17 protein-coding genes are annotated in these 17748 nt (G+C 59.4%); 3 read left to right on the forward strand and 14 right to left on the reverse strand.

Features of this window, described 5'->3' with window-relative positions:
• Positions 1 to 17: 17 nt before the first annotated feature.
• From AB8B29_RS34740 to AB8B29_RS34755, 4 genes are read right to left on the reverse strand one after another with little or no spacing between them, the layout of a single operon-like run.
• Positions 18 to 785 carry an SDR family NAD(P)-dependent oxidoreductase gene (locus AB8B29_RS34740; protein ID WP_092574582.1) on the reverse strand — a complete coding sequence of 256 codons (768 nt, stop codon included), beginning with the start codon at positions 783 to 785 and terminating at the stop codon, positions 18 to 20.
• A gap of 2 nt (positions 786 to 787) precedes the next feature.
• On the reverse strand, positions 788 to 1861 hold the full coding sequence (locus tag AB8B29_RS34745) for a zinc-binding dehydrogenase (protein WP_092574584.1): 1074 nt from the start codon (positions 1859 to 1861) through the stop codon (positions 788 to 790).
• 17 nt (positions 1862 to 1878) lie between these two features.
• Positions 1879 to 2046, reverse strand: coding sequence for a hypothetical protein (locus tag AB8B29_RS34750; protein ID WP_156143652.1), 168 nt, complete (start codon positions 2044 to 2046; stop codon positions 1879 to 1881).
• A 10-nt stretch (positions 2047 to 2056) separates the two neighbouring features.
• Complete coding sequence (locus AB8B29_RS34755) at positions 2057 to 2845, reverse strand: glucose 1-dehydrogenase (protein WP_047563110.1); 789 nt, start codon at positions 2843 to 2845, stop codon at positions 2057 to 2059.
• A 580-nt stretch (positions 2846 to 3425) separates the two neighbouring features.
• Here AB8B29_RS34755 and AB8B29_RS34760 point away from each other — a divergent pair.
• Entirely contained in the window at positions 3426 to 4352 is a 927-nt protein-coding gene (locus AB8B29_RS34760; protein ID WP_168597219.1) for an NAD(P)-dependent oxidoreductase, read from the forward strand.
• A 68-nt stretch (positions 4353 to 4420) separates the two neighbouring features.
• A complete protein-coding gene (locus AB8B29_RS34765) occupies positions 4421 to 6142 on the forward strand; it encodes an extracellular solute-binding protein (RefSeq protein ID WP_168597220.1) in 1722 nt (573 codons plus the stop codon).
• A gap of 140 nt (positions 6143 to 6282) precedes the next feature.
• Here the strand turns inward: AB8B29_RS34765 and AB8B29_RS34770 are convergent, their stop codons facing one another.
• The 6 genes from AB8B29_RS34770 to AB8B29_RS34795 form a co-directional block, all read right to left on the reverse strand.
• Positions 6283 to 7263: an ABC transporter permease gene (locus AB8B29_RS34770; RefSeq protein WP_168597221.1), complete on the reverse strand. Its 981-nt coding sequence runs from the start codon at positions 7261 to 7263 to the stop codon at positions 6283 to 6285.
• A gap of 56 nt (positions 7264 to 7319) precedes the next feature.
• Entirely contained in the window at positions 7320 to 8837 is a 1518-nt protein-coding gene (locus tag AB8B29_RS34775; RefSeq protein ID WP_168597222.1) for a sugar ABC transporter ATP-binding protein, read from the reverse strand.
• Positions 8834 to 9841 (reverse strand): ABC transporter permease, encoded by a 1008-nt coding sequence (locus tag AB8B29_RS34780; protein ID WP_052212744.1) that lies wholly within the window; start codon positions 9839 to 9841, stop codon positions 8834 to 8836. The genes AB8B29_RS34775 and AB8B29_RS34780 overlap by 4 nt, the downstream gene beginning before the upstream one ends.
• Positions 9842 to 9875: 34 nt before the next feature.
• Positions 9876 to 10982 carry a sugar ABC transporter substrate-binding protein gene (locus AB8B29_RS34785; protein WP_051963715.1) on the reverse strand — a complete coding sequence of 369 codons (1107 nt, stop codon included), beginning with the start codon at positions 10980 to 10982 and terminating at the stop codon, positions 9876 to 9878.
• Between the two features lie 58 nt (positions 10983 to 11040).
• Positions 11041 to 12102: a ketopantoate reductase family protein gene (locus tag AB8B29_RS34790; protein ID WP_037198004.1), complete on the reverse strand. Its 1062-nt coding sequence runs from the start codon at positions 12100 to 12102 to the stop codon at positions 11041 to 11043.
• A 101-nt stretch (positions 12103 to 12203) separates the two neighbouring features.
• A complete protein-coding gene (locus tag AB8B29_RS34795) occupies positions 12204 to 13238 on the reverse strand; it encodes a 2-dehydropantoate 2-reductase N-terminal domain-containing protein (protein ID WP_037198003.1) in 1035 nt (344 codons plus the stop codon).
• Positions 13239 to 13709: 471 nt separating this feature from the next.
• Between AB8B29_RS34795 and AB8B29_RS34800 the strand changes: the two genes are divergently transcribed.
• Positions 13710 to 14819, forward strand: a complete 1110-nt coding sequence (locus AB8B29_RS34800) for a LacI family DNA-binding transcriptional regulator (RefSeq protein WP_047641373.1) — start codon at positions 13710 to 13712, stop codon at positions 14817 to 14819.
• A 12-nt stretch (positions 14820 to 14831) separates the two neighbouring features.
• On the opposite strand, the gene AB8B29_RS34805 is transcribed toward AB8B29_RS34800, so the two are convergent.
• From AB8B29_RS34805 to AB8B29_RS34820, 4 genes are all read right to left on the reverse strand, one after another.
• Positions 14832 to 15134 carry a putative quinol monooxygenase gene (locus AB8B29_RS34805; protein WP_037198001.1) on the reverse strand — a complete coding sequence of 101 codons (303 nt, stop codon included), beginning with the start codon at positions 15132 to 15134 and terminating at the stop codon, positions 14832 to 14834.
• A gap of 48 nt (positions 15135 to 15182) precedes the next feature.
• A complete protein-coding gene (locus AB8B29_RS34810; RefSeq protein WP_037197998.1) occupies positions 15183 to 15956 on the reverse strand; it encodes an SDR family NAD(P)-dependent oxidoreductase in 774 nt (257 codons plus the stop codon).
• 212 nt (positions 15957 to 16168) lie between these two features.
• Positions 16169 to 16945, reverse strand: a complete 777-nt coding sequence (locus AB8B29_RS34815) for an ABC transporter permease (RefSeq protein WP_092574591.1) — start codon at positions 16943 to 16945, stop codon at positions 16169 to 16171.
• Entirely contained in the window at positions 16932 to 17699 is a 768-nt protein-coding gene (locus AB8B29_RS34820; protein WP_037197994.1) for an ABC transporter ATP-binding protein, read from the reverse strand. The genes AB8B29_RS34815 and AB8B29_RS34820 overlap by 14 nt, the downstream gene beginning before the upstream one ends.
• Positions 17700 to 17748 lie beyond the last annotated feature (49 nt).

Consider the following 17748-nt stretch of genomic DNA (forward strand, 5'->3'; position numbering starts at 1 on the left):
TAAAATTCCTTTCGAATTTAAGCGATGGAATAGCCACCGTCGACCATCAGCAATTGGCCGGTGATGCCGCTCGCCGCATCGGAGAGCAGGAAGGCGACGGTGGAAGCAATTTCCTCGGGTTTGATCAGGCGATTGATTGGCGTGTCGTCCAACCATTTCTGCATGACGGCAGGTTGGGCGCGGCCGACTTCCGCCAGCATGACGGTATCCGTGTAACCGGGGCCGACGGCATTGACGCGCACACCCGACCTTGCCCATTCGGCCGCCAGAACACGGCACATATGGGCGACGCCGGCCTTCGAGACGTCGTAGCCGACATGGAGCTCCGGCCGAACAGCTTTGACGCCGGCGATCGACGCCGTCATCACGATGGCCCCTCGCCCCGCCTCGATCATGGATCTTCCGAACGCCTGCACGGTCCAGAAGACTCCGTCGAGATTGACGGACATGACGGTGCGCCAGTCGGCCTCGCTGTGGTCTAGCGCCGTGCGCTCATAGGACATGCCGGCATTGGCGAAGAGGCCGTCGAGGGGACCGAAGCGCTCGGCAACCTTTGCTGCCGCGGCCTCGACCGATGCCTTATCGGTAACGTTGAAGATGACGGCTTCCGCCGTTCCCCCCGCCGCACGAATGTCATCACGGGTCTTCTCCACCGAAGTATCGCGATCGGCAGCAACGATCGTTGCGCCGAGTGAGGCTAGGTACCGGCAGGTTGCGCTGCCGATGCCGCCGCCCGCGCCTGAGACCAGAAAGCTTCGTCCGCCGAGATCCATCGGATTCGTCATGATCAGGCCTTCATATCGACGAGAATCTTCATGTGGGTGGCCTTGGGATCGAGCAGCGCTTCGAAGCCTTTTTCGACCACGTCTTCCGGCGCGATTTGCGCAGTGACCACTTTTTCAACCGGGAAGATGCCGGCGCCGATCATCGAGGCAATGCGGGGCCAGATCTGAACGGGGTAGCACCACGTTGCCTCGACGGTGATATCCTTCAGTGCCCAGAGCATCGCATCGACCGAGGCCGGCCGCACATGCAGGCCGACCTGCACGACGGTGCCACGGCGGCGCACGGCCTTGGCGCAAAGATTGAGCGATGCCTCGGCGCCGACGCATTCCAGCGCGACGTCGACCCCCACACCCTCCTCCGTCTGATCGCGGAACAACTGGTCCGTATTCGTTTCGCGCGGGTCGAAGACGATCGCTTCCGGAACGAGCTGTTGCGCCAGAGCGCGACGGTTCGGGTTGAGCTCCGAGACAAAGATCTTCGTCGCGCCGGCCGCCTTGGCGGCCAACAGGACAAGCGCGCCGATCGGGCCGACGCCGGAGACCAGGACGCTGCTGCCGCTCGTCACCCCGCCCCGATCGACGCCGTATAGCGCGACGGCGGCCGGCTCGATCATGGCTGCCTGGACGTCCGAGACCGAGTCCGGCACGGGAATGGCGTTGTAGCCATTGATGACGGCGCGTTCCCCCATGCCGCCCCAATCCCAGGACAAACCGACGACCGCCATGTTTTCGCTGAGATGGAAGAGGCCGCGGCGGCCGTAGTAATCGTCGCGCGGCGAGATGAGCGGCTGGATGGAAACGCGCGAGCCCGGGGAGACGTGCGTGACTTTCTTGCCCACTTCCAAGACCCTGGCGGAAAATTCATGGCCGAGGATCTGCGGCAAAGTCGCGCCGGAATAGCGGTTGGGGGTGGCGGGCGTCACGATCGGTCCCGCGATGTATTCGTGCAAGTCAGTTCCGCAAATGCCGCAGACCAATGGCTCGATCAGCACCATGTCGTCGCCCAGCGGACCGCTTGGCGCGGGTACCTCTTCGACACGGATGTCTTTCTTGGAATAATATCGTACAGCTTTCATTGTCATGCCTTTCATGATTACTGTGCTGTGTAGCCACCGCCGCAGACCATGCTGTTGCGCGTCCCTAAACAGGTCTCGCCGGAAGCACGGATAAGGACGAAATAATGATCCTGGCCCATATACGGAGCGGCATCTTCCTCGCCGAAGCCGGTGATGATTGGGACCCTGTTGCTCAGCGGCCTCATGACGTCCTCCTCAGATCAGCACCATGCCGCCATCGACCATAACGGTCTGGCCGGTGACATAGTCCGACGCATCGGATGCCAGGAACGTGGTGACGCCCGCAATGTCCTTCGGTAACGAGACACGGCCGAGCAGGATTGATTGCGAGAACTCGTTGATCGCCTGTTCCGGCTTTTCTGTCAGCCCTCGCTCCAGGAATTCCCGGTCAAGTTGCTCCCAAAGCTCCGTCTTCACGACGCCTGGCCCGAAGCAGTTGACGGTGATCTTGTGCTCGGCGAGTGCGCGGGCGGCTGCCTGGGTGATCGCAACGACAGCGAACTTGGAGGCGCAATAATGCGCAAACAATGGATAACCCTGTTTGCCTGCCACCGAGGCGGTATTGATGATCTTGCCGCCGTGGCCCTGCGCGATCATTTGCTTTGCAGCCTCCTGGGTTCCGATCAGAACGCCAAGGCCGTTGACCTTCATAATCCGGTCGAAATCCTCTTCCGTAACCTTGAGAAATGGGCAGGTCTGGCTGATGCCGGCATTGTTGAACATGACGTCCAGCCGGCCGAAGCGAGATACTGTCTGGTCGATCAGGGCTTTGACGCTCGCACGGCTGGAAACGTCTACGGCAACGGCGATCGCGTTGTTACCGCCGGAGGAAATTTTCGAAGCCGTCTGCCGCGCGGCTTCGGCATTCAGGTCGGCGATGACGACGTGTGCGCCTTTTTCGGCAAGGTCCGCGGCAATGCCAGCACCGATGCCGCGTGCTGCTCCGGTAACAATGACAACCTTGTTGTTGACCAACCCACTCATGGCATTTTCTCTTATTGACCGAGCGTTACGCGGGCATGCGGCCCCGCGGCCACGCCCGGTGACGCAGGAAGATTGATCCCAGCGACGCGGCACGAGCGGCGCAATTCATTCGGTAGATGACGAGGAGTTGCGGGTGTCAGCGGCGCTGCGGACGCAACAGTCAAATGCTCTCCGAGCGACAACTGCGCCAAAGGGTTGATGCCGCTGATCGCCTTACATCTCATCTCAATTCCTCCTCCAATGAAATGATTAAACCGCTGGCAACAAAGTATCGCTTGCGGAGACACTTCGCAGCCGCAGCATTTATATTTTGTTGACGGCTTTTATTCCTCCCACAGGAACCGCCGTGCGATCCGAAAACAAAGCTAGAGGATGAACATGTGCTTCGACAAACCTTTAATTATCCGAAATGGATATTTTCGGTGAAGCAATCGATCTGATTCAGACGCTAAGATTTCTGCCGGGAGGAAGCGGCACTTGCGCTGAACGTGGAAATTATTTCAGTTCATGCGCTCCTCCATGAAAAAGCGGCATTGAATATTTCTGGCCAGCGATCGCCGCCAGGGAAGGAAGGTTGTGCATGACTGAGACGTTGAGAGTAGGCTGGGCGGGGATCGGAAAGATGGGCGCCCCGATGAGCAGGCGCGTCCTTGAAAACGGATATCCTCTGTACGTCTACGAGCCTCTTCCCGAAAACCGTGCTTCCGTCGTCGCCCAGGGCGCGAATGTGGCGCATTCGCTTGAAGATCTCGTCGAGGCGTCGGACGTGATGATGCTCACCATCCCGAACGATGCCGTTCTTCGCCAACTGACATTGGCGCCATCCGCCCTCGTCGATCTGCTGAAGCCGGGCCAAATTCTGGTCGAGATGAGCACCGTTTCCCCGGAAATCTCGGCCGAAATCGCCGAGGCTCTCGGGCGCAAAGGCGTGGCCTATTTGCGCGCGCCCGTCTCGGGAAGCACGATCACCGCATCATCCGGCATGCTTTCCGTCATGGTCTCCGGGCCGGAGGAGGCCTATCGCAAGATCGAGCCCATCCTTGCGAGTTTCTCGTCCAAGCGATTCTATCTCGGCGATGGCGAGGAAGCGCGCTATCTCAAGCTGGTGCTGAATGCGCTGGTGGGGGCGACGGCTGCCCTGCTCGGAGAAGCGCTGACACTCGGATTGAAGGGAAACCTCTCGGTCGAGACCATGCTCAACGTCATCTGCGAAAGCGCGGTGGCCTCGCCGCTGATTGCCTACAAGCGCGATCTCCTGGTCAGCCGCAATTTCGATCCGGCATTCTCCGTCTCGCAGATGATGAAGGATTTCGATCTTATTCTTGGCGCGGCGAAATCCGATCACGTGCCGATGTATCTCGCTTCCATGATCCGGCAGCAATACGAGGCAGCGTTCGCCGACGGGCTTGCCGAGAAAGACTTCTTCGTTCTTTTCGAACAGTACGAACGGCTGGCGGGGATGACCCGGGACAAGACCGCCACATCAGAGACGCTAAAAGCCATTTGAGCGGGCTGGCGAAAGGAAAATTTGCCAGCTAGTCTGATCGTCTTTAGCGCGACGGTTGGGAGGCCGACGTGAACGAATATGAAATGCTGCGCGTCATCGATTTCATCGAGAAAACGCGCCGCCCATTCAGGGAGGTGGTCGCAGCCGCCGATGACGATGCAATTTGGCTGATCGTCACCTTCCTGATCAAGTCCCATATACTTAGCCAGACTGTCTCGATCTCGACTCTCGGACAGGAATCCGGTCTCCCTTATGCGACCTCGATGAGACTGATCAACCGTCTCATCGATAGCGGCTACATCCTCAAAGTCGCCAAAGGTTCGACTGGCAAGAGCTTCGCGCTGCAGCCGAGCGAGCAGTTGCTTCGTTCGTTCGAAACCTATGCCCGCAAGACGAAATCGCTCCTCGCGCAGACCTTGGGGCTGCGCGCCGGCGAGGAGGAAGACGAATATTATTTCGGCGGTACGCCTCTCGGTTCGCAGATCATTCCACCGATGAGGCTTGTCCAGAAGCGTGCCGAATCGCAGATCGAGCTTCGCTTTCTCTTGAACGACGATAACTACTTCTCCGCAATGCGGAACATGTGGGCCGACTTCCGCAACAATCTCGCTTCACGCAAAAATTTTGACCTTTTGCCGCTTCCCGACCTCTATCGGCGCGCGCGTGAAAACGGCGCAAAACCATTGTCCGACTATGACGTCATCGCGATCAACATGCCATGGCTCGGGGAATTCGCGGAGAGCGGCGTGATCCGGCCGATCGATCAGTATATTCAGAAGACCGGCATCAATCCGCTCGATTTCCACCCATCCATCTGGTCATCGGCAACCTGGGAAGGTAAGGACTACGGCGTTCCGGGCTACTGTACCGTCGAACTACTGGCGGCCAGGAGGGATCTTTTTTCCGACGCGGGCCTCTCCTTTCCCAAGACTTTCGATGATGTCATCAGCGCCGGTCGCAAGTTTCATGCTCCGGACGAAGGCATGTTCGGAGCCGTCTGGGATGGCGCGCGGGGCATGCCGATCGCGTCGAGCTTTCTATTCTTCATGGGTGCCTGCGGGCAGCCGGCGATCTCCCTGCGCAAGACGCGCTCGGGCTTCACGCTCGAAGGCGCAAACCTGGAAGAATTGAGCTGCACCATCTTGTCCGATGCCGGTTTCGGCGCCCTCGAATACATGCGCAGGCTGATCGAAATTTCGCCGCCAAAGATTCTGGAGATGGCCTGGGATCAAACCCTGGAAGTCTTCCTGAAGGGAAAAGCGAGCTTGGGTTATTTCTGGACGATGCGCGCGGCCCGCTTCGAATATGACGTCCAGTCGGTCGTGAAGCGGCGAGTCGAATATCTGCCGCAGCCATACGGTCCCGGCGGCACGCGCGCCTCTCCGATCGGCGGCTTTCTTTTCTGTATTCCGACCAATCTGCCGGAGGAAAGAGTGGAGCTGGCGGCGGACGCGATCGCATGGATGGCCTCCAGGGAAGCTATGAAGGCGCATGTGAAGAACGGTTTTCCGGTCGCTCCGCGCTTTTCGGTCAGCGCCGATCCGGAAGCTGCCGCAAGCTCTCCGATCGTCCGCTTCGTCGACCAGCTGGCGAAGAAGAACCTGCTGCATACCTGGCAACGCCCCAAGATCCCGCAATATACGACGATCGAGAAGGTTCTTGGCGAGGAGATCCATGACGCGCTGCTTGGCAATAAATCACCGAGGCTAGCTCTTGAGCGCGCAGCCGCACAGATCGAGGCCAGCCTGAAATCCGCTCATAAGACGTGGGCGAGGCAGAGCGTGGTTTAGCGGAGATAGATAGAGCGCTTCCGGACGCAAAACCGAGTTACACTTTTGCTGGAATTACGCCGAAGCGGTAGTTCAATCGAACCACCGCTCTCTCGCATTCGGTCCCGGCCACGCCGATCGGTCGGCATAACCGGGAGAACTCACTTGATGATACCGAGCTTGCTTCGGTCCGTGGTCAGCGCGACTGCCACCAATGCCGTCAAGCCGAATACGATATTCTGGGCCGTCGGCTGGACGCCGATGATAACGGTCACAATGCGCAGCCACGACGTAATCAGGCCGCCCACAACCGCGGGAAGCAGTCCGCCGACACCGCCTGAAATCGCCGTGCCGCCTAAGACCACGCCCACGATAGAGAGCAGCAGCAGATTGCCGGCAAGCGTCGGCGAGCTGAACGCCGTTATAGAGATCAGGAAGAGGCCTGCGATTGCGGCACAGCCGGCCGAAATCGCAAAGATGATCGTCCGCACTGCGACGACGTTCACGGCAGACATGATCGCGGCCCGCTCGCCGGTGCCCAGCGCATAGATATCTCGCCCGAGACGAAGATAGCGAAGCATCAGTCCCAGCACCGCGATGATGATGATAAGGGCTATGACGGTATTTGGGATATCGGCGGTGCTGTCGGAGAGATAGGTCACGAAGAGATCATTGTCCGGAATGGGTTCCGCCGTCGCGTTCGACAGCAACAGCGCCAGACCAGAAAGCATGCTCAGCGTGCCGAGCGTGACGATGAAGGATGGCAGTTGCAGCCACGAATGCAGCAGACCCTGTGTCGCGCCGAACGCCATCGCGATGAGGATGACGACGACGGACGTCCACGGGCCGAAAATCGGATTGAGGACGACGACCAGCACCCCGGTCAGCGACGCCACACCGGCGACCGACAGATCGATGCTGCCCGCCAGAATGGGGAGCGTGCCGCCGATGACCAGCGCGATGATCGGCGCCGCATCAGACAAGAAGCTGACGAGGGAGTCCACCTCCACTACCCCGGGTGCGATGGCGGCACTGATCGCCACGAGCGCGATCAGAACCGCCAAGGGGCCAAGCCCTCGCAACAAGGTCGATCGGCGTCCCCGAAGAGCGGCGATCAATGTGCTGTCCAGTGCATTACCCATGGTCGTTCTTCCCTTATTCCAAATTCAGCTTCGAAGCGAAACCTGGCCAAGCCACATCAGACCATGGCCGCGACGACTTCCTCTTCCTTCGGCATGGCTCCATCCGTCAGGTCGAAACGTGCGGTAATCTCGCCATCCCGCATCACGACGATCCGGTCGGAAAGCTCCAACAACTCGGAGATCGTGTCGCCGACGAAGACGATCGACAGGCCTTTGTCGGCCTGCTCCCGGATGACGGCAAAGAGATCGTCCCGCGCGCCGGGATCCAGCCCGCGGCTCGGATGGTCGAGCAGGAGAACCTTGAGTTTCCTGGCCATCAGCCATTTTGCAAGCACAGTCTTCTGCTGGTTGCCGCCGCTGAGGCTGGAGATGGGCGCATAGGGCGTGTGCATCTTCACCTTTAGACGCTTCATCCATTCGAGCGCGACCGGCCGCTCCCTGCCGCGCCGCAAAACGAGGGAGCGCCAGCCGTAGTCCAGCCCGAATGTGAGAACGGCATTCTCGAACAGCGATCGGCTCGGAAGCATCCCTTCGGCGCGGCGGTCTGCCGGAAGATATCCGATACCCTGCCGAACCGCGGTTCGCGGGCTGGTCGGATTTGCCGCCCTGCCCTCGATCGCGATCCCTCCCGCATCGACGCGTTCGGCGCCAAAGACTGCCCGGCAAACTTCCTCGGCCCCGGAGCCGAGCACGCCGGCAATGCCGAGGATTTCGCCGCGCCGAAGTTCGAAGTTGATGTTGCGAAAATGCTGACCACTGCTCAGCCGCTCGATCTTGAGCACCGGCGTCGAGGCCTGCGCTGCGGGCTTCCGATCTGATCTGGCATCGGTAACCCGCTGCCGACCGACCATCAGTTCATAGAGTTCATTGCGGTCAACCGAACCGCTGTCTCTCTCGGCCACCTTGCGGCCGTCGGTCATGACGACGATGCGGTCGCTGATTTCCAACACCTCTTCCAGGCGGTGCGACACGAAGACGATCGTCGCGTTGCCGCGCAATCTATTGATCTGCTTGAAGAGAAGCTTGATCTCATCCGGCGTCAAAACCGAGGTTGGCTCGTCGAACAGGATAATCGGCGGTCTGTCGACGAGTTCCTCGATCGCCAGAACCTTGGCGAGTTCGACCTGCTGGCGCTCGGCAAACCGCAAATCCTCTACGAGCGCGCGGGTCGGCAGCTCGACCGAGATCTTATGCAGCTGCGCCTGTGCGGCCTTGTTCAGAGCGCCCCATCGGTAGAGGCCGTTTCTCGTGGCAGGGTGCGGCTTGTCGAGGAAGATGTTTTCCGCGACGGTCAGGTTGGGGATCAGGGACTGCTCTTGATGCACCATGCCGATGCCGTAGCGACTAGCTGTCGCGGCGGAATCCAGGACGATCGGATGCCCGTCGAGAATGATCTCACCTTGGTCCGGCGCCGCAAGCCCCGCCAATATCTTCAGCAGTGTGGACTTGCCTGAGCCGTTTTGGCCGATCAACCCGAGCACCTGCCCCGCGCGAATTTCCAAATCGATGCCTTCGAGCGCGACGACACTGCCGTAGGTCTTGCGGACACCTTTGAGAACGAGCGAGCCTGTCATTTTACGACCCTCAGTTTGCGGCGGCGATGCCAGCCGCCTGCGGCGACGGCGATCACGATGACCGAGCCGCTGATGATGTGGCGGGTGTAGGGACCGGCGCCGATCTGGATGAGGCCATTGTTCAGCACCTCGAGAATCAAGGCACCGAGCGCGGATTGAACCGCGCCGCCGCGTCCGCCCGTCAGCACGGTGCCGCCAAGAACGGCGGCACTGATGGCCGGAAACAGAAGTCCGCTGCCGATATTCGCATTTCCGGTGCTGAGCTGTGCGGACAGCAGCACGCCGCACATGCCGGCCAGCAGACCGCAAATCGAGAAGGCGGCGATCTTGACCCATCGAATGCGCAGGCCGGAAGCCACGAGCAGGCCTTCGTCGCCGCCGATCGCGTAGATCATGCGCCCGAGCCTCGTGAAGTTCAGGACCAACTGGCTGACGACGATGACGGCGAGCGCGATGTAGACGACCAAGCTCAAATCGAAGAGCCGGAGGCGGGCGAGGTTGAGAATGAGCGGATCGTTGATTTGCGGGACACGGGCAGGAAACAGGACTGCCGCGATGCCCAGCCCGACGAACCAGGTTCCGAGCGTTACGATCAGGGACGGCATCTGCAGCACCGCGTTGAGGACGGCGTTGAAAAGGCCGAAGGCGAGGCCAACGGCCAGCGCCGCCAGCAATCCGACCATGCCGTAATCGTTGCCGTTGACCCCGTTTGCGACGAGAAGGGCAACGATCATGCTCGTCGTCGCCATGGTGCCTTCCAGCGAGAGATCGATGGATCCCATGATGACGACAAAGCTGATGGCAGCGGCGAGAATTGCGGGAACCGCCGCTGCCTCCACCACGGATTTGAGGTTGTCGATCGTAAAGAAGCTACCGCTGACCAGCTGGAAGCCCACAGACAGCACGATGAGCGCCACAACAGGGCCTGCAAACTGGTTCCATGACGATTTGCTTCTGATCTCGCCAAAAAGCGTCAGCGAGCGAGCGACCGTTTTGGAGTTCATACTGGTAGCGGCCTCCATCGAGCCCTCCTTCCGATTACTTGTTCTCGTTTGCGCCTTCCGGAATCTGACCTGCCGAGTCCTTCCAGAAGTCCTTCTTGATTTCGTCGTAGGTGTATTTCGGCGCGTTCTTCTTCAGGTCGAGATACTTATCGACATTGTCCTTGGTCACGACATCCTGCTTGAGGTAGAAGTCGCGCTGCGCATGGCTCAGCTTCTCGGCATCGATGTCGCCGACAGCGGCCGCATAGGCGAGCGACATGGAAACCGCGCCCTGCAAGACCGGATCGTTCCAGACGGTCGCCAGCATGTCGCCGTTCTTGACCATTTCCAGCCCGATATTCGAACCGTCAGAACCGGTGACCAGAACCTTGCCGTTCAGTCCCTTTTCCTTCAGCGCGGCGACCGCGCCGCGGCCCATGGCATCGTTGGACGCGAAGACGCCCTGTAGCTGATCCCCATAGCGGGCAAGCCAGGTACGGGTGATATTTTGAGCCTTGGTTTCTTGCCAGTCGCCCACCTGCGTGTCGACAAGCTCCAGGCCAGGGCATTCCTTCAGACCCTTTTTCAGGCCGGCGATGCGCTGATAGGCCGGCGGGGTTGACGGCACGCCTTCGATCGCGGCGATCTTGCCCTTGCCGTTCAGCGCCTTGCAAAGCGCCATGACCTGGTAGTAGCCGGACATCACACCGTCGAAGGAGGTATGGGCGACCCAATATTTGGAATCCGTATCCCAGGGATGGATGTCCTCGGGCCGATTCCAGATCGTGACGACATGGACCTTCGACTTGGCCGACCGGTTGACAACAGCCTTGACGAAGGCATTCGACGACGGATCGGTGGCAAGAGCGCACTGATTGCAGCCAGCGGAATAGGTGGCCCCGAGCTGCGCGAGCAGCTGATCGCCCTGATAGTTGCTGGTGAGTACGGTCGGATCCTTGCCGAGCGACTCGCCAATGTCCTTCACACCCTGCAGATATTCCGACCAATATTCGGAAGCCGTCTCGTCGATACCGACGATTAGCTTGCCGCCCTTCGCCTCACCGGCGTTCGTATGCGCGGCTGGGATTGCGACGCTCGCGCAGACCGCCGCGGACGTTAGAAGCCATCGCGCGATGGCGCCGCATTTCAGATGCGATTTCATGCCATTTTCCTCCTCAGGTTAAAAATTGATGCTTTGCCTGCCGCGTGACCGCCGGGACTTATCGACGCTCGGCCACGACCCGATATGTTTCGATCAATAGGGCTGCATTCTCTGGTCGCGCTTCGATCCGGCCGGCCTCGATATCGTAGGCGACCTCCATAACGCGCTGATTCACCGGCGCTTTCTGGCCATGGGCACGAAGGATATCGACGACCCATCCGTTAACCTCCTGCACCTCGGCGCGGCGCCCCTTGCGCCAGTCCTGCAGTGATGTCGTCAGCGTGTCAGCCTGCGAGAAGGTCTTCAGTACCTCTTCGAAAATCTGATCGACATAACGCTCCGGATGGTTCGTCGTGACCGGCGGCATGCCGATGATCGGGACGATCTTGGCGCCGTCCGCTAATGCTGCCTGCATTGCCTCGTATCCCGCCGCCCGCATGACCTCGAGCATGCCGGGTGCGCGCGCAGCATCCGCCAGCGGCAGGTTGATGATCGCCGATGGAATAAGCTCGGCGGCATTGACAACGAGCTTCATCCACTTTGCGGAACGAATGTCTTCCATCACCTCGACCGTGCCAGAATTCCGCAGCAAATCGGCGACGTCTTCCACCCGCTCCTGCGTCTTGGGGTCGAGCGCGCCGAGTGCGAACCACGAGGTGTCATGATCGTTCTGCCGGTTCGTGACGCCGGGAACGAACATGTTGGAAGCGATCTCGATCACAGCACCGATCGTCCGCTCGCGACCAACCACGGCCGCGATGTCTTCATGCGTCATGCCATTCTGAAGCCCGACGATCACTCCGTCCGGAGCAAGGCAGGGCTCGATAAGCTGGCATGCCCACTTGGTGTCGTAGGCCTTGACCACGAGAAAAACGACGTCGAAAGGCTCCTTGATTTCCGCCACCTGGCAGAGATGCAGAGCCGGGACCTTCGCATTGATGGTGCGGCTCGGCAGGTTCACGGTGATCCCGTGCTCGCGGATGGCCATGACATGGTCAGGCCACTGCTCGATGAAGGTGACGTCGAGCCCGGCCAATACGAAGTCGGCCCCGATGGACGCGCCTTGTGCCCCCGTTCCCAGAAATGCGATCCGCGGGCCGCGCGCCTTATCCCAACCCATATGACTCTCCTTCTCCGATGGCGTGCGGCTCGTGCACGCAATGTTTCAGTCAATCCTGTCCGGTCTGGCGGACCCTTGAACCTCAGTTCGCAAGCGCCTTGTCACGTCGCAAAGAGGGAACTGTTCGTCACCTGCGCCGTCAGACTTCCTTGCTCGATCGAGCGGGCGATCTCGACGATCCGGCGGTTGACCGGAGCGCCCCGCCCTGCTCTTTCCAGCGTCTCCACGACATGTCCGTTGATATCCAGGACCTCTCCGCGCCGACCCTTGTGCCAGTCCTGGAGGACTGTCGTCAGCGTATCCGGCATCATGAAGGTCTTAAGCACTTCGTCGAAGATCTCGTCGACATAGCGGTCGGGATCATTGGTTGTCGTCGGAGGCATGCCAAGGATCGGAACAATGCTTGCGCCGTCAGCCTGCGCCGCGCGCATCGCCTCGTAACCGGCTGCTCGCATCACCTTTGCCATCCCTGGCACCCTGACCGCCTCCGCAAACGGCAAATTGAGGATCGCGGACGGAACCAGTTGCGCGGCATTAACGATCAGCTTCATCCACTTGGCAGAGCCGATATCGTCCGTAACCTCGACGCGGCCGCTCAGCCGCAGCAATTCGGCAACTCTTTCCACACGCTCGCGATTTGCCGGATCGAGCGCGCCGAGCGCAAACCAGGACGTATCACGATCGTTCTGCCGGTTTGTCACGCCGGGAGTGAACATGTTGGAGGCCATGTCGAATACGGCTCCAACCGTTCGCTCAGCGCCGACGACGGACGCGATCGCACGCTGCGTCATTCCGTTCTGGACACCGACGACGAGGCCGTCGGACGCAAGAACCGGCTCGACAAGCTGACATGTCCAGCGGGTGTCATAAGCCTTGACCACGAGGAATATGACGTCGAAGCGCTCCCGCAATTCAGCCACCTGGCAGAGATGTTTTGCGCGAACGTTTGCATTGATGGATCGCATAGGCATGTTGACGCTGATACCGTGTTCGTTCATTGCGTCGACATGCTCCGGCCATTGTTCGATGAACGTCACGTCGAGGCCCGCAAGCGCAAAGTCGGCGCCAATCGAAGCGCCCTGCGCGCCGGTGCCAACGAATGCGATCTTCAAATTGCGCTCAGATTCCCAAGACATTGTGCGTCTCTCCATGTCCGGCACCGCACTGTGCCGTTCCATCCGAAGGCATGGTTAGAGAGCACAGCCGATTGAGTCAAGTGCAAACGTTTGCTCAAATAGTTTACAAATACACGTGCAAAAAATATGCCTTTTGTCGATTTTTATAAAATATCCAATTGCTTATGAAAATTTTCGATTAGAGCAATCGTTTGTTTAAAACTAAAAAGTTTTTTCAACGGTCCCACGATTTGGAAAAAGTGGGCCGGCAAAAAGACGCGCTCAGAGCCTGCCGACTGCACCCGTCGCTTACCAAAAGAGGAAAATTAAGAACAGGATCCAAAATCAACGATTGCATAGACAGAAATAGCTCATTCGCCAGGGGTGGTCGCAAATCGGCCGGCGGCACTCTATGAGCCACCTTGTGTGCAAAGGTTTGATCGCATATTTTTCCAGTTAATCGAATCCGAATGTTGAAGTAGTCGGCACCGAATGAGCGATACCCCGCAAGGTCACCAGAGCAAACGCCCGCGCGTCACCATCGTCGACGTCGCCAACGGCGCCGGCGTGCACGTCTCGACGGCGTCGCGTGCGCTGAATCCCGGGACGAGCCATCGGATATCGAGCAAGGTCGTCCGGAAGATCGAAAAGGTTGCCGAGCAACTCGGCTACAAGCGCAACAGTCTCGCCTCCAGCCTTCGGACACAGAAGACGGGAACGATCGGCCTCATCGTCCCCAATCTCAGCGACCCCCTGTTTTCTCCCATCATCGCTTCCGTAGAAGAACGCGTCGCGGAAGATGGCTATGTCACTTTCGTCGCGAACTCGGACTACAGTCCCGTCAAACTCAGATCGATCGTCGAACGCATGAGCAGCCAGTTCGTCGCCGGGCTGGTCGTCGCAAGCTTCGAGTTGAATGACCCCTCGGTCGAGCTTTGCCTGGAACTGGGCATACCGACCGTCGCCGTTCTTCGGGATCCTCGGCACTCCCGGATGTCTTCGGTCGCGATGGACGATGCGGCAGGCGTTCAGGCGATGGTCGAGCACGTTCTTGACCTGGGTCATAAGGACATCACCTATGTAACACCGCCGCTCGCGGCCTCCACCGCTCAAAACAGGCTGGCGGGGTTCAATGCAGCGACCCGCCTTGCGAAGGCGGCCGGTTGCCGTTTCGATGTCATTGAAGCGCGAGCCTATGATGTAGCGGAAGGTGAGCGGATCATGGGACATATGCTTGCATCCGGACTGACCAGTACCGCGGTCCTCGCCTTCAACGACCTGCTCGCCGTCGGTTGCCTCGTCGCCCTGAAGTCGGCTGGCGTCGCTTGTCCCGAACAGATTTCTCTTGCCGGCGTCAACGATCTACCGTTCATGAATCTGTTGTCGCCGCCATTGACCACTTTGCACACCGCCGGCCGCGATCTCGGATTCGAGAGCGCTGACCTGCTGATGAGCCTGATCAAAAATCACTCGCAACCGGTTAAGCGCATCCTCCTCACCCCTCATCTGGTGCTAAGAGGCAGTACCGGACCGGCACGCAAGCCTGGATCGAGTTCCGATCCTTCGGCGATTGTTACCCGATCGGATCCCATAAGTGTTTGAACCTGACGGATGTCATCGCGGCGAAATCATCGTCAATAGGCGGATGTCCGGGTCTACTTTGAAAAACTCGTTCTTTCGTACAATCAATTCCTTGAGATACGGCGTTTCCATATGCTCATCCAACGCTGCACGATCGATCCAATTTTCATAGAAGGCAAAGTTCGCAGGGTCTTCCTGGCTCTGGTGCAAATGATAATCGACGCAGCCCGCCTCCGCGCGCGTGCGCTCGATCAGCGACATCAGAAATTCCTTGGTGTCCTGGATCTTATCCGGGCGCGCCACCAGATGCGCGATGACCGTTAGCTGGTCCGACATTCGTTCTTCTCCCCTGAACTTCCAATTCGCGTCTCAATTACCGCGTGGTTAGGTGAATCGGCAGCCGCCGTTGACGTCCAGCGTCGCGCCTACGAAATAGTTGGCGTCGTCGGTAGACAGAAAATGAATTGCAGACGCTATCTCCGCCGTTTCCGCGGGACGACCCATCGGGATCTTGCCCCATTCGATCTCACGCATCTCATCGGCTGAAATCCCGCGCTTTTCGGCCTCAACCGCAAGCGCGTTGAAATGCATCGGCGTGTTGATATTGCCTGGAGCAACGCAGTTTACCCGGATATCCGGCGCAAGTTCCGCGGCGACACTCTGCGTCAGCGAAATCAATGCGGCTTTCGATGTACAATAGGGGCTGAAGTAGGCATGTCCTTCACGGCCCCAGAAACTGGCAACATTCACGATGGAAGCCCTGCCCGCCTTCCGCAGCAACGGCACACACGCGCTGATGAACTTGACGTTCGCGCGCAGATTTACGTTGTGCACCCGGTCCCAGAGGGCCATGTCCAAGTTCTCGATGCTGACGGCCGGATGGTTGATCGCGGCCACGAGCCCTAGAAAGCGCAACGGAATGCCGGTCTCAAGGGCCGTCTTCGCAATCTGGTCGACCTCTTGATCATTCGCGAGATCCATCTGAATACCGAGGCAGGCATGGCCGAACTCAGCTGAAAGGTCTTTCGCCAGACCGGCAATCTCAGCGGTCCGGTCGCAAAGAATCATCGACCAACCGCTCTCAGCGAAGCGTTTCGCTGTCGCCCGGCCAACTTCCCCCGCGGCACCTGTCAAAATGCAAAGTTTCATATCCGTCATATTGCGCCGCTCCTCCCAAGCCTTCGGGAGATGCTACAAACAATTTCGTGGTTGAGAACCGTGTAATTATCCATTTTGGACTTGGCTGTCCCTGAAGGGCTCTGTCTCTACCTGGCAGGGCCAACGCCAGGCGGAAGGACGGGTCAACAGGGCGGAATCCAACAGGAGGGCACCCAGCCAGGTTGCCCTCCTCAATTTCCCGGAGAGTGAACTCAGGCGGGACGCTCTTCGCCGGCGTTCGGACGCCAGGTGATGAGCTTCCTTTCGATGACATCGAGGATCAGGTCGATGATCAGAACGAAGACGGCGAGGATGATGATGCCTGCAAAAACACCGACGGCATCGAAGTTGCCTTCCGAGCGGGCGATGAGGTAGCCGAGACCCGCCGATGCGCCGAGATATTCGCCGATGATCGCGCCGACAACGGCAAAGCCGACGGAGGTACGCAGCGACGACAGGATCCAGGTTGCCGCGGCCGGGAAATAGACGTGGCGAAGCAGCTCGGAACGCTTGGCGCCGAGGATGCGGGTATTGGATAGGATGACCGGGTTGACCTCGCGGACGCCCTGCATCGCGTTGAAGAAGGTGACGAAGAAGACCAGCGTGACCGCCAGTGCGACCTTCGACCAGAGGCCGAGTCCCAGCCAGAGCACGAAGATGGGAGCGAGCACGACGCGCGGGATTGCGTTCACGGCCTTGATGAAAGGATCAAGAACTCTGGCGACGAACGGGCTGAGGCCAAGCCAGACCCCCGCCGCCACGCCGAGACCAGTCCCGATCAGGTAGCCAAGAACGGTCTCGCCGAGTGTGATGCCGACATGTTTGTAGAAACCGTGATCACTGATCCAGGTCGTCACTTGTTTGACGATATCCAATGGCGCCGGAAAGAAGAAGCGGTCGATCACCCCGGACGAAACCCCGAATTGCCAGCCGCCGAGGATGATCGCCAGAAGCGCCACCTGGATGAGACGAACGTTAATGGCCTGCATAGCTTTTCTCCACTTCGCCGCGCAGCGACGCCCAGATGTCGCGATAAAGGGTCATGAATTTCGGGTCGAGCTTGATTTCGGCGACATCGCGCGGCCGTTCGAGATCGACGCCGAAGGTTTCGATTACCCGGCTTCTGGGGCCGGCGGCCAGAACGACGACACGATCGCCGAGTGCAATCGCCTCCTCGAGATCATGCGTGATCATGACCACGGCGCGGCGGTCTTCCTGCCACAGCTTGAGAAGCTCGTTCTGCATGAGATGGCGGGTATGGATGTCCAGCGCCGAAAACGGCTCGTCCATGAGGATGACCTTGGGCTCGGTGATCAAGGCCTGCGCCATCTGCACGCGTTTGCGCTGCCCGCCGGAAAGTTGATGGGGAAACCGGGTTTCAAAGCCCTTGAGACCGACCTTTTCAAGCCATCCCATGACTTTTTCGCGCCGTTCGCCGGCGGACACGCCACGAAACCGCAGCCCAAGCTCGACGTTCTCATAAGCCGTCTTCCAGGGAAGGAGCGCGTCCTGTTGAAAGAGATAGCCGATATTGTTCTGCACGCCCTTCACTGCAGCGCCGTCGATCGAGACCCCGCCTACCGAAGGCTTCAAAAGGCCGGCGATGGCGTTGAGGATGGTGGACTTGCCACAGCCCGTCGGTCCGACGATGGAGAGAAATTCTCCGTCGCCGACGGTCAGGTTGACGTTTTCGACGGCCACGAACGATCCGAACGCCATGGTGACGCCGCTGATGGAAACCATGGGTATCGGGTTTGATTGGGCCACGGCCTGAATTTTCCTTGCTGTCACT

It is taken from the genome of Rhizobium sp. 11_C7_N12_5 (genome assembly GCF_051811145.1).
GTDB classification, from domain to species: Bacteria; Pseudomonadota; Alphaproteobacteria; order Rhizobiales; family Rhizobiaceae; genus Rhizobium; species Rhizobium lusitanum.

Coding starts and splice junctions, on each gene's coding strand:
- AB8B29_RS34740 (WP_092574582.1), bottom strand. CDS start 785: ATGACGAATCCGATGGATCTCGGCGGACGAAGCTTTCTGGTCTCAGGC.
- AB8B29_RS34745 (WP_092574584.1), bottom strand. CDS start 1,861: ATGAAAGCTGTACGATATTATTCCAAGAAAGACATCCGTGTCGAAGAG.
- AB8B29_RS34750 (WP_156143652.1), bottom strand. CDS start 2,046: ATGAGGCCGCTGAGCAACAGGGTCCCAATCATCACCGGCTTCGGCGAG.
- AB8B29_RS34755 (WP_047563110.1), bottom strand. CDS start 2,845: ATGAGTGGGTTGGTCAACAACAAGGTTGTCATTGTTACCGGAGCAGCA.
- AB8B29_RS34760 (WP_168597219.1), top strand. CDS start 3,426: ATGACTGAGACGTTGAGAGTAGGCTGGGCGGGGATCGGAAAGATGGGC.
- AB8B29_RS34770 (WP_168597221.1), bottom strand. CDS start 7,263: ATGGGTAATGCACTGGACAGCACATTGATCGCCGCTCTTCGGGGACGC.
- AB8B29_RS34775 (WP_168597222.1), bottom strand. CDS start 8,837: ATGACAGGCTCGCTCGTTCTCAAAGGTGTCCGCAAGACCTACGGCAGT.
- AB8B29_RS34780 (WP_052212744.1), bottom strand. CDS start 9,841: ATGAACTCCAAAACGGTCGCTCGCTCGCTGACGCTTTTTGGCGAGATC.
- AB8B29_RS34785 (WP_051963715.1), bottom strand. CDS start 10,982: ATGAAATCGCATCTGAAATGCGGCGCCATCGCGCGATGGCTTCTAACG.
- AB8B29_RS34790 (WP_037198004.1), bottom strand. CDS start 12,102: ATGGGTTGGGATAAGGCGCGCGGCCCGCGGATCGCATTTCTGGGAACG.
- AB8B29_RS34795 (WP_037198003.1), bottom strand. CDS start 13,238: ATGTCTTGGGAATCTGAGCGCAATTTGAAGATCGCATTCGTTGGCACC.
- AB8B29_RS34800 (WP_047641373.1), top strand. CDS start 13,710: ATGAGCGATACCCCGCAAGGTCACCAGAGCAAACGCCCGCGCGTCACC.
- AB8B29_RS34805 (WP_037198001.1), bottom strand. CDS start 15,134: ATGTCGGACCAGCTAACGGTCATCGCGCATCTGGTGGCGCGCCCGGAT.
- AB8B29_RS34810 (WP_037197998.1), bottom strand. CDS start 15,956: ATGACGGATATGAAACTTTGCATTTTGACAGGTGCCGCGGGGGAAGTT.
- AB8B29_RS34815 (WP_092574591.1), bottom strand. CDS start 16,945: ATGCAGGCCATTAACGTTCGTCTCATCCAGGTGGCGCTTCTGGCGATC.
- AB8B29_RS34820 (WP_037197994.1), bottom strand. CDS start 17,699: ATGGTTTCCATCAGCGGCGTCACCATGGCGTTCGGATCGTTCGTGGCC.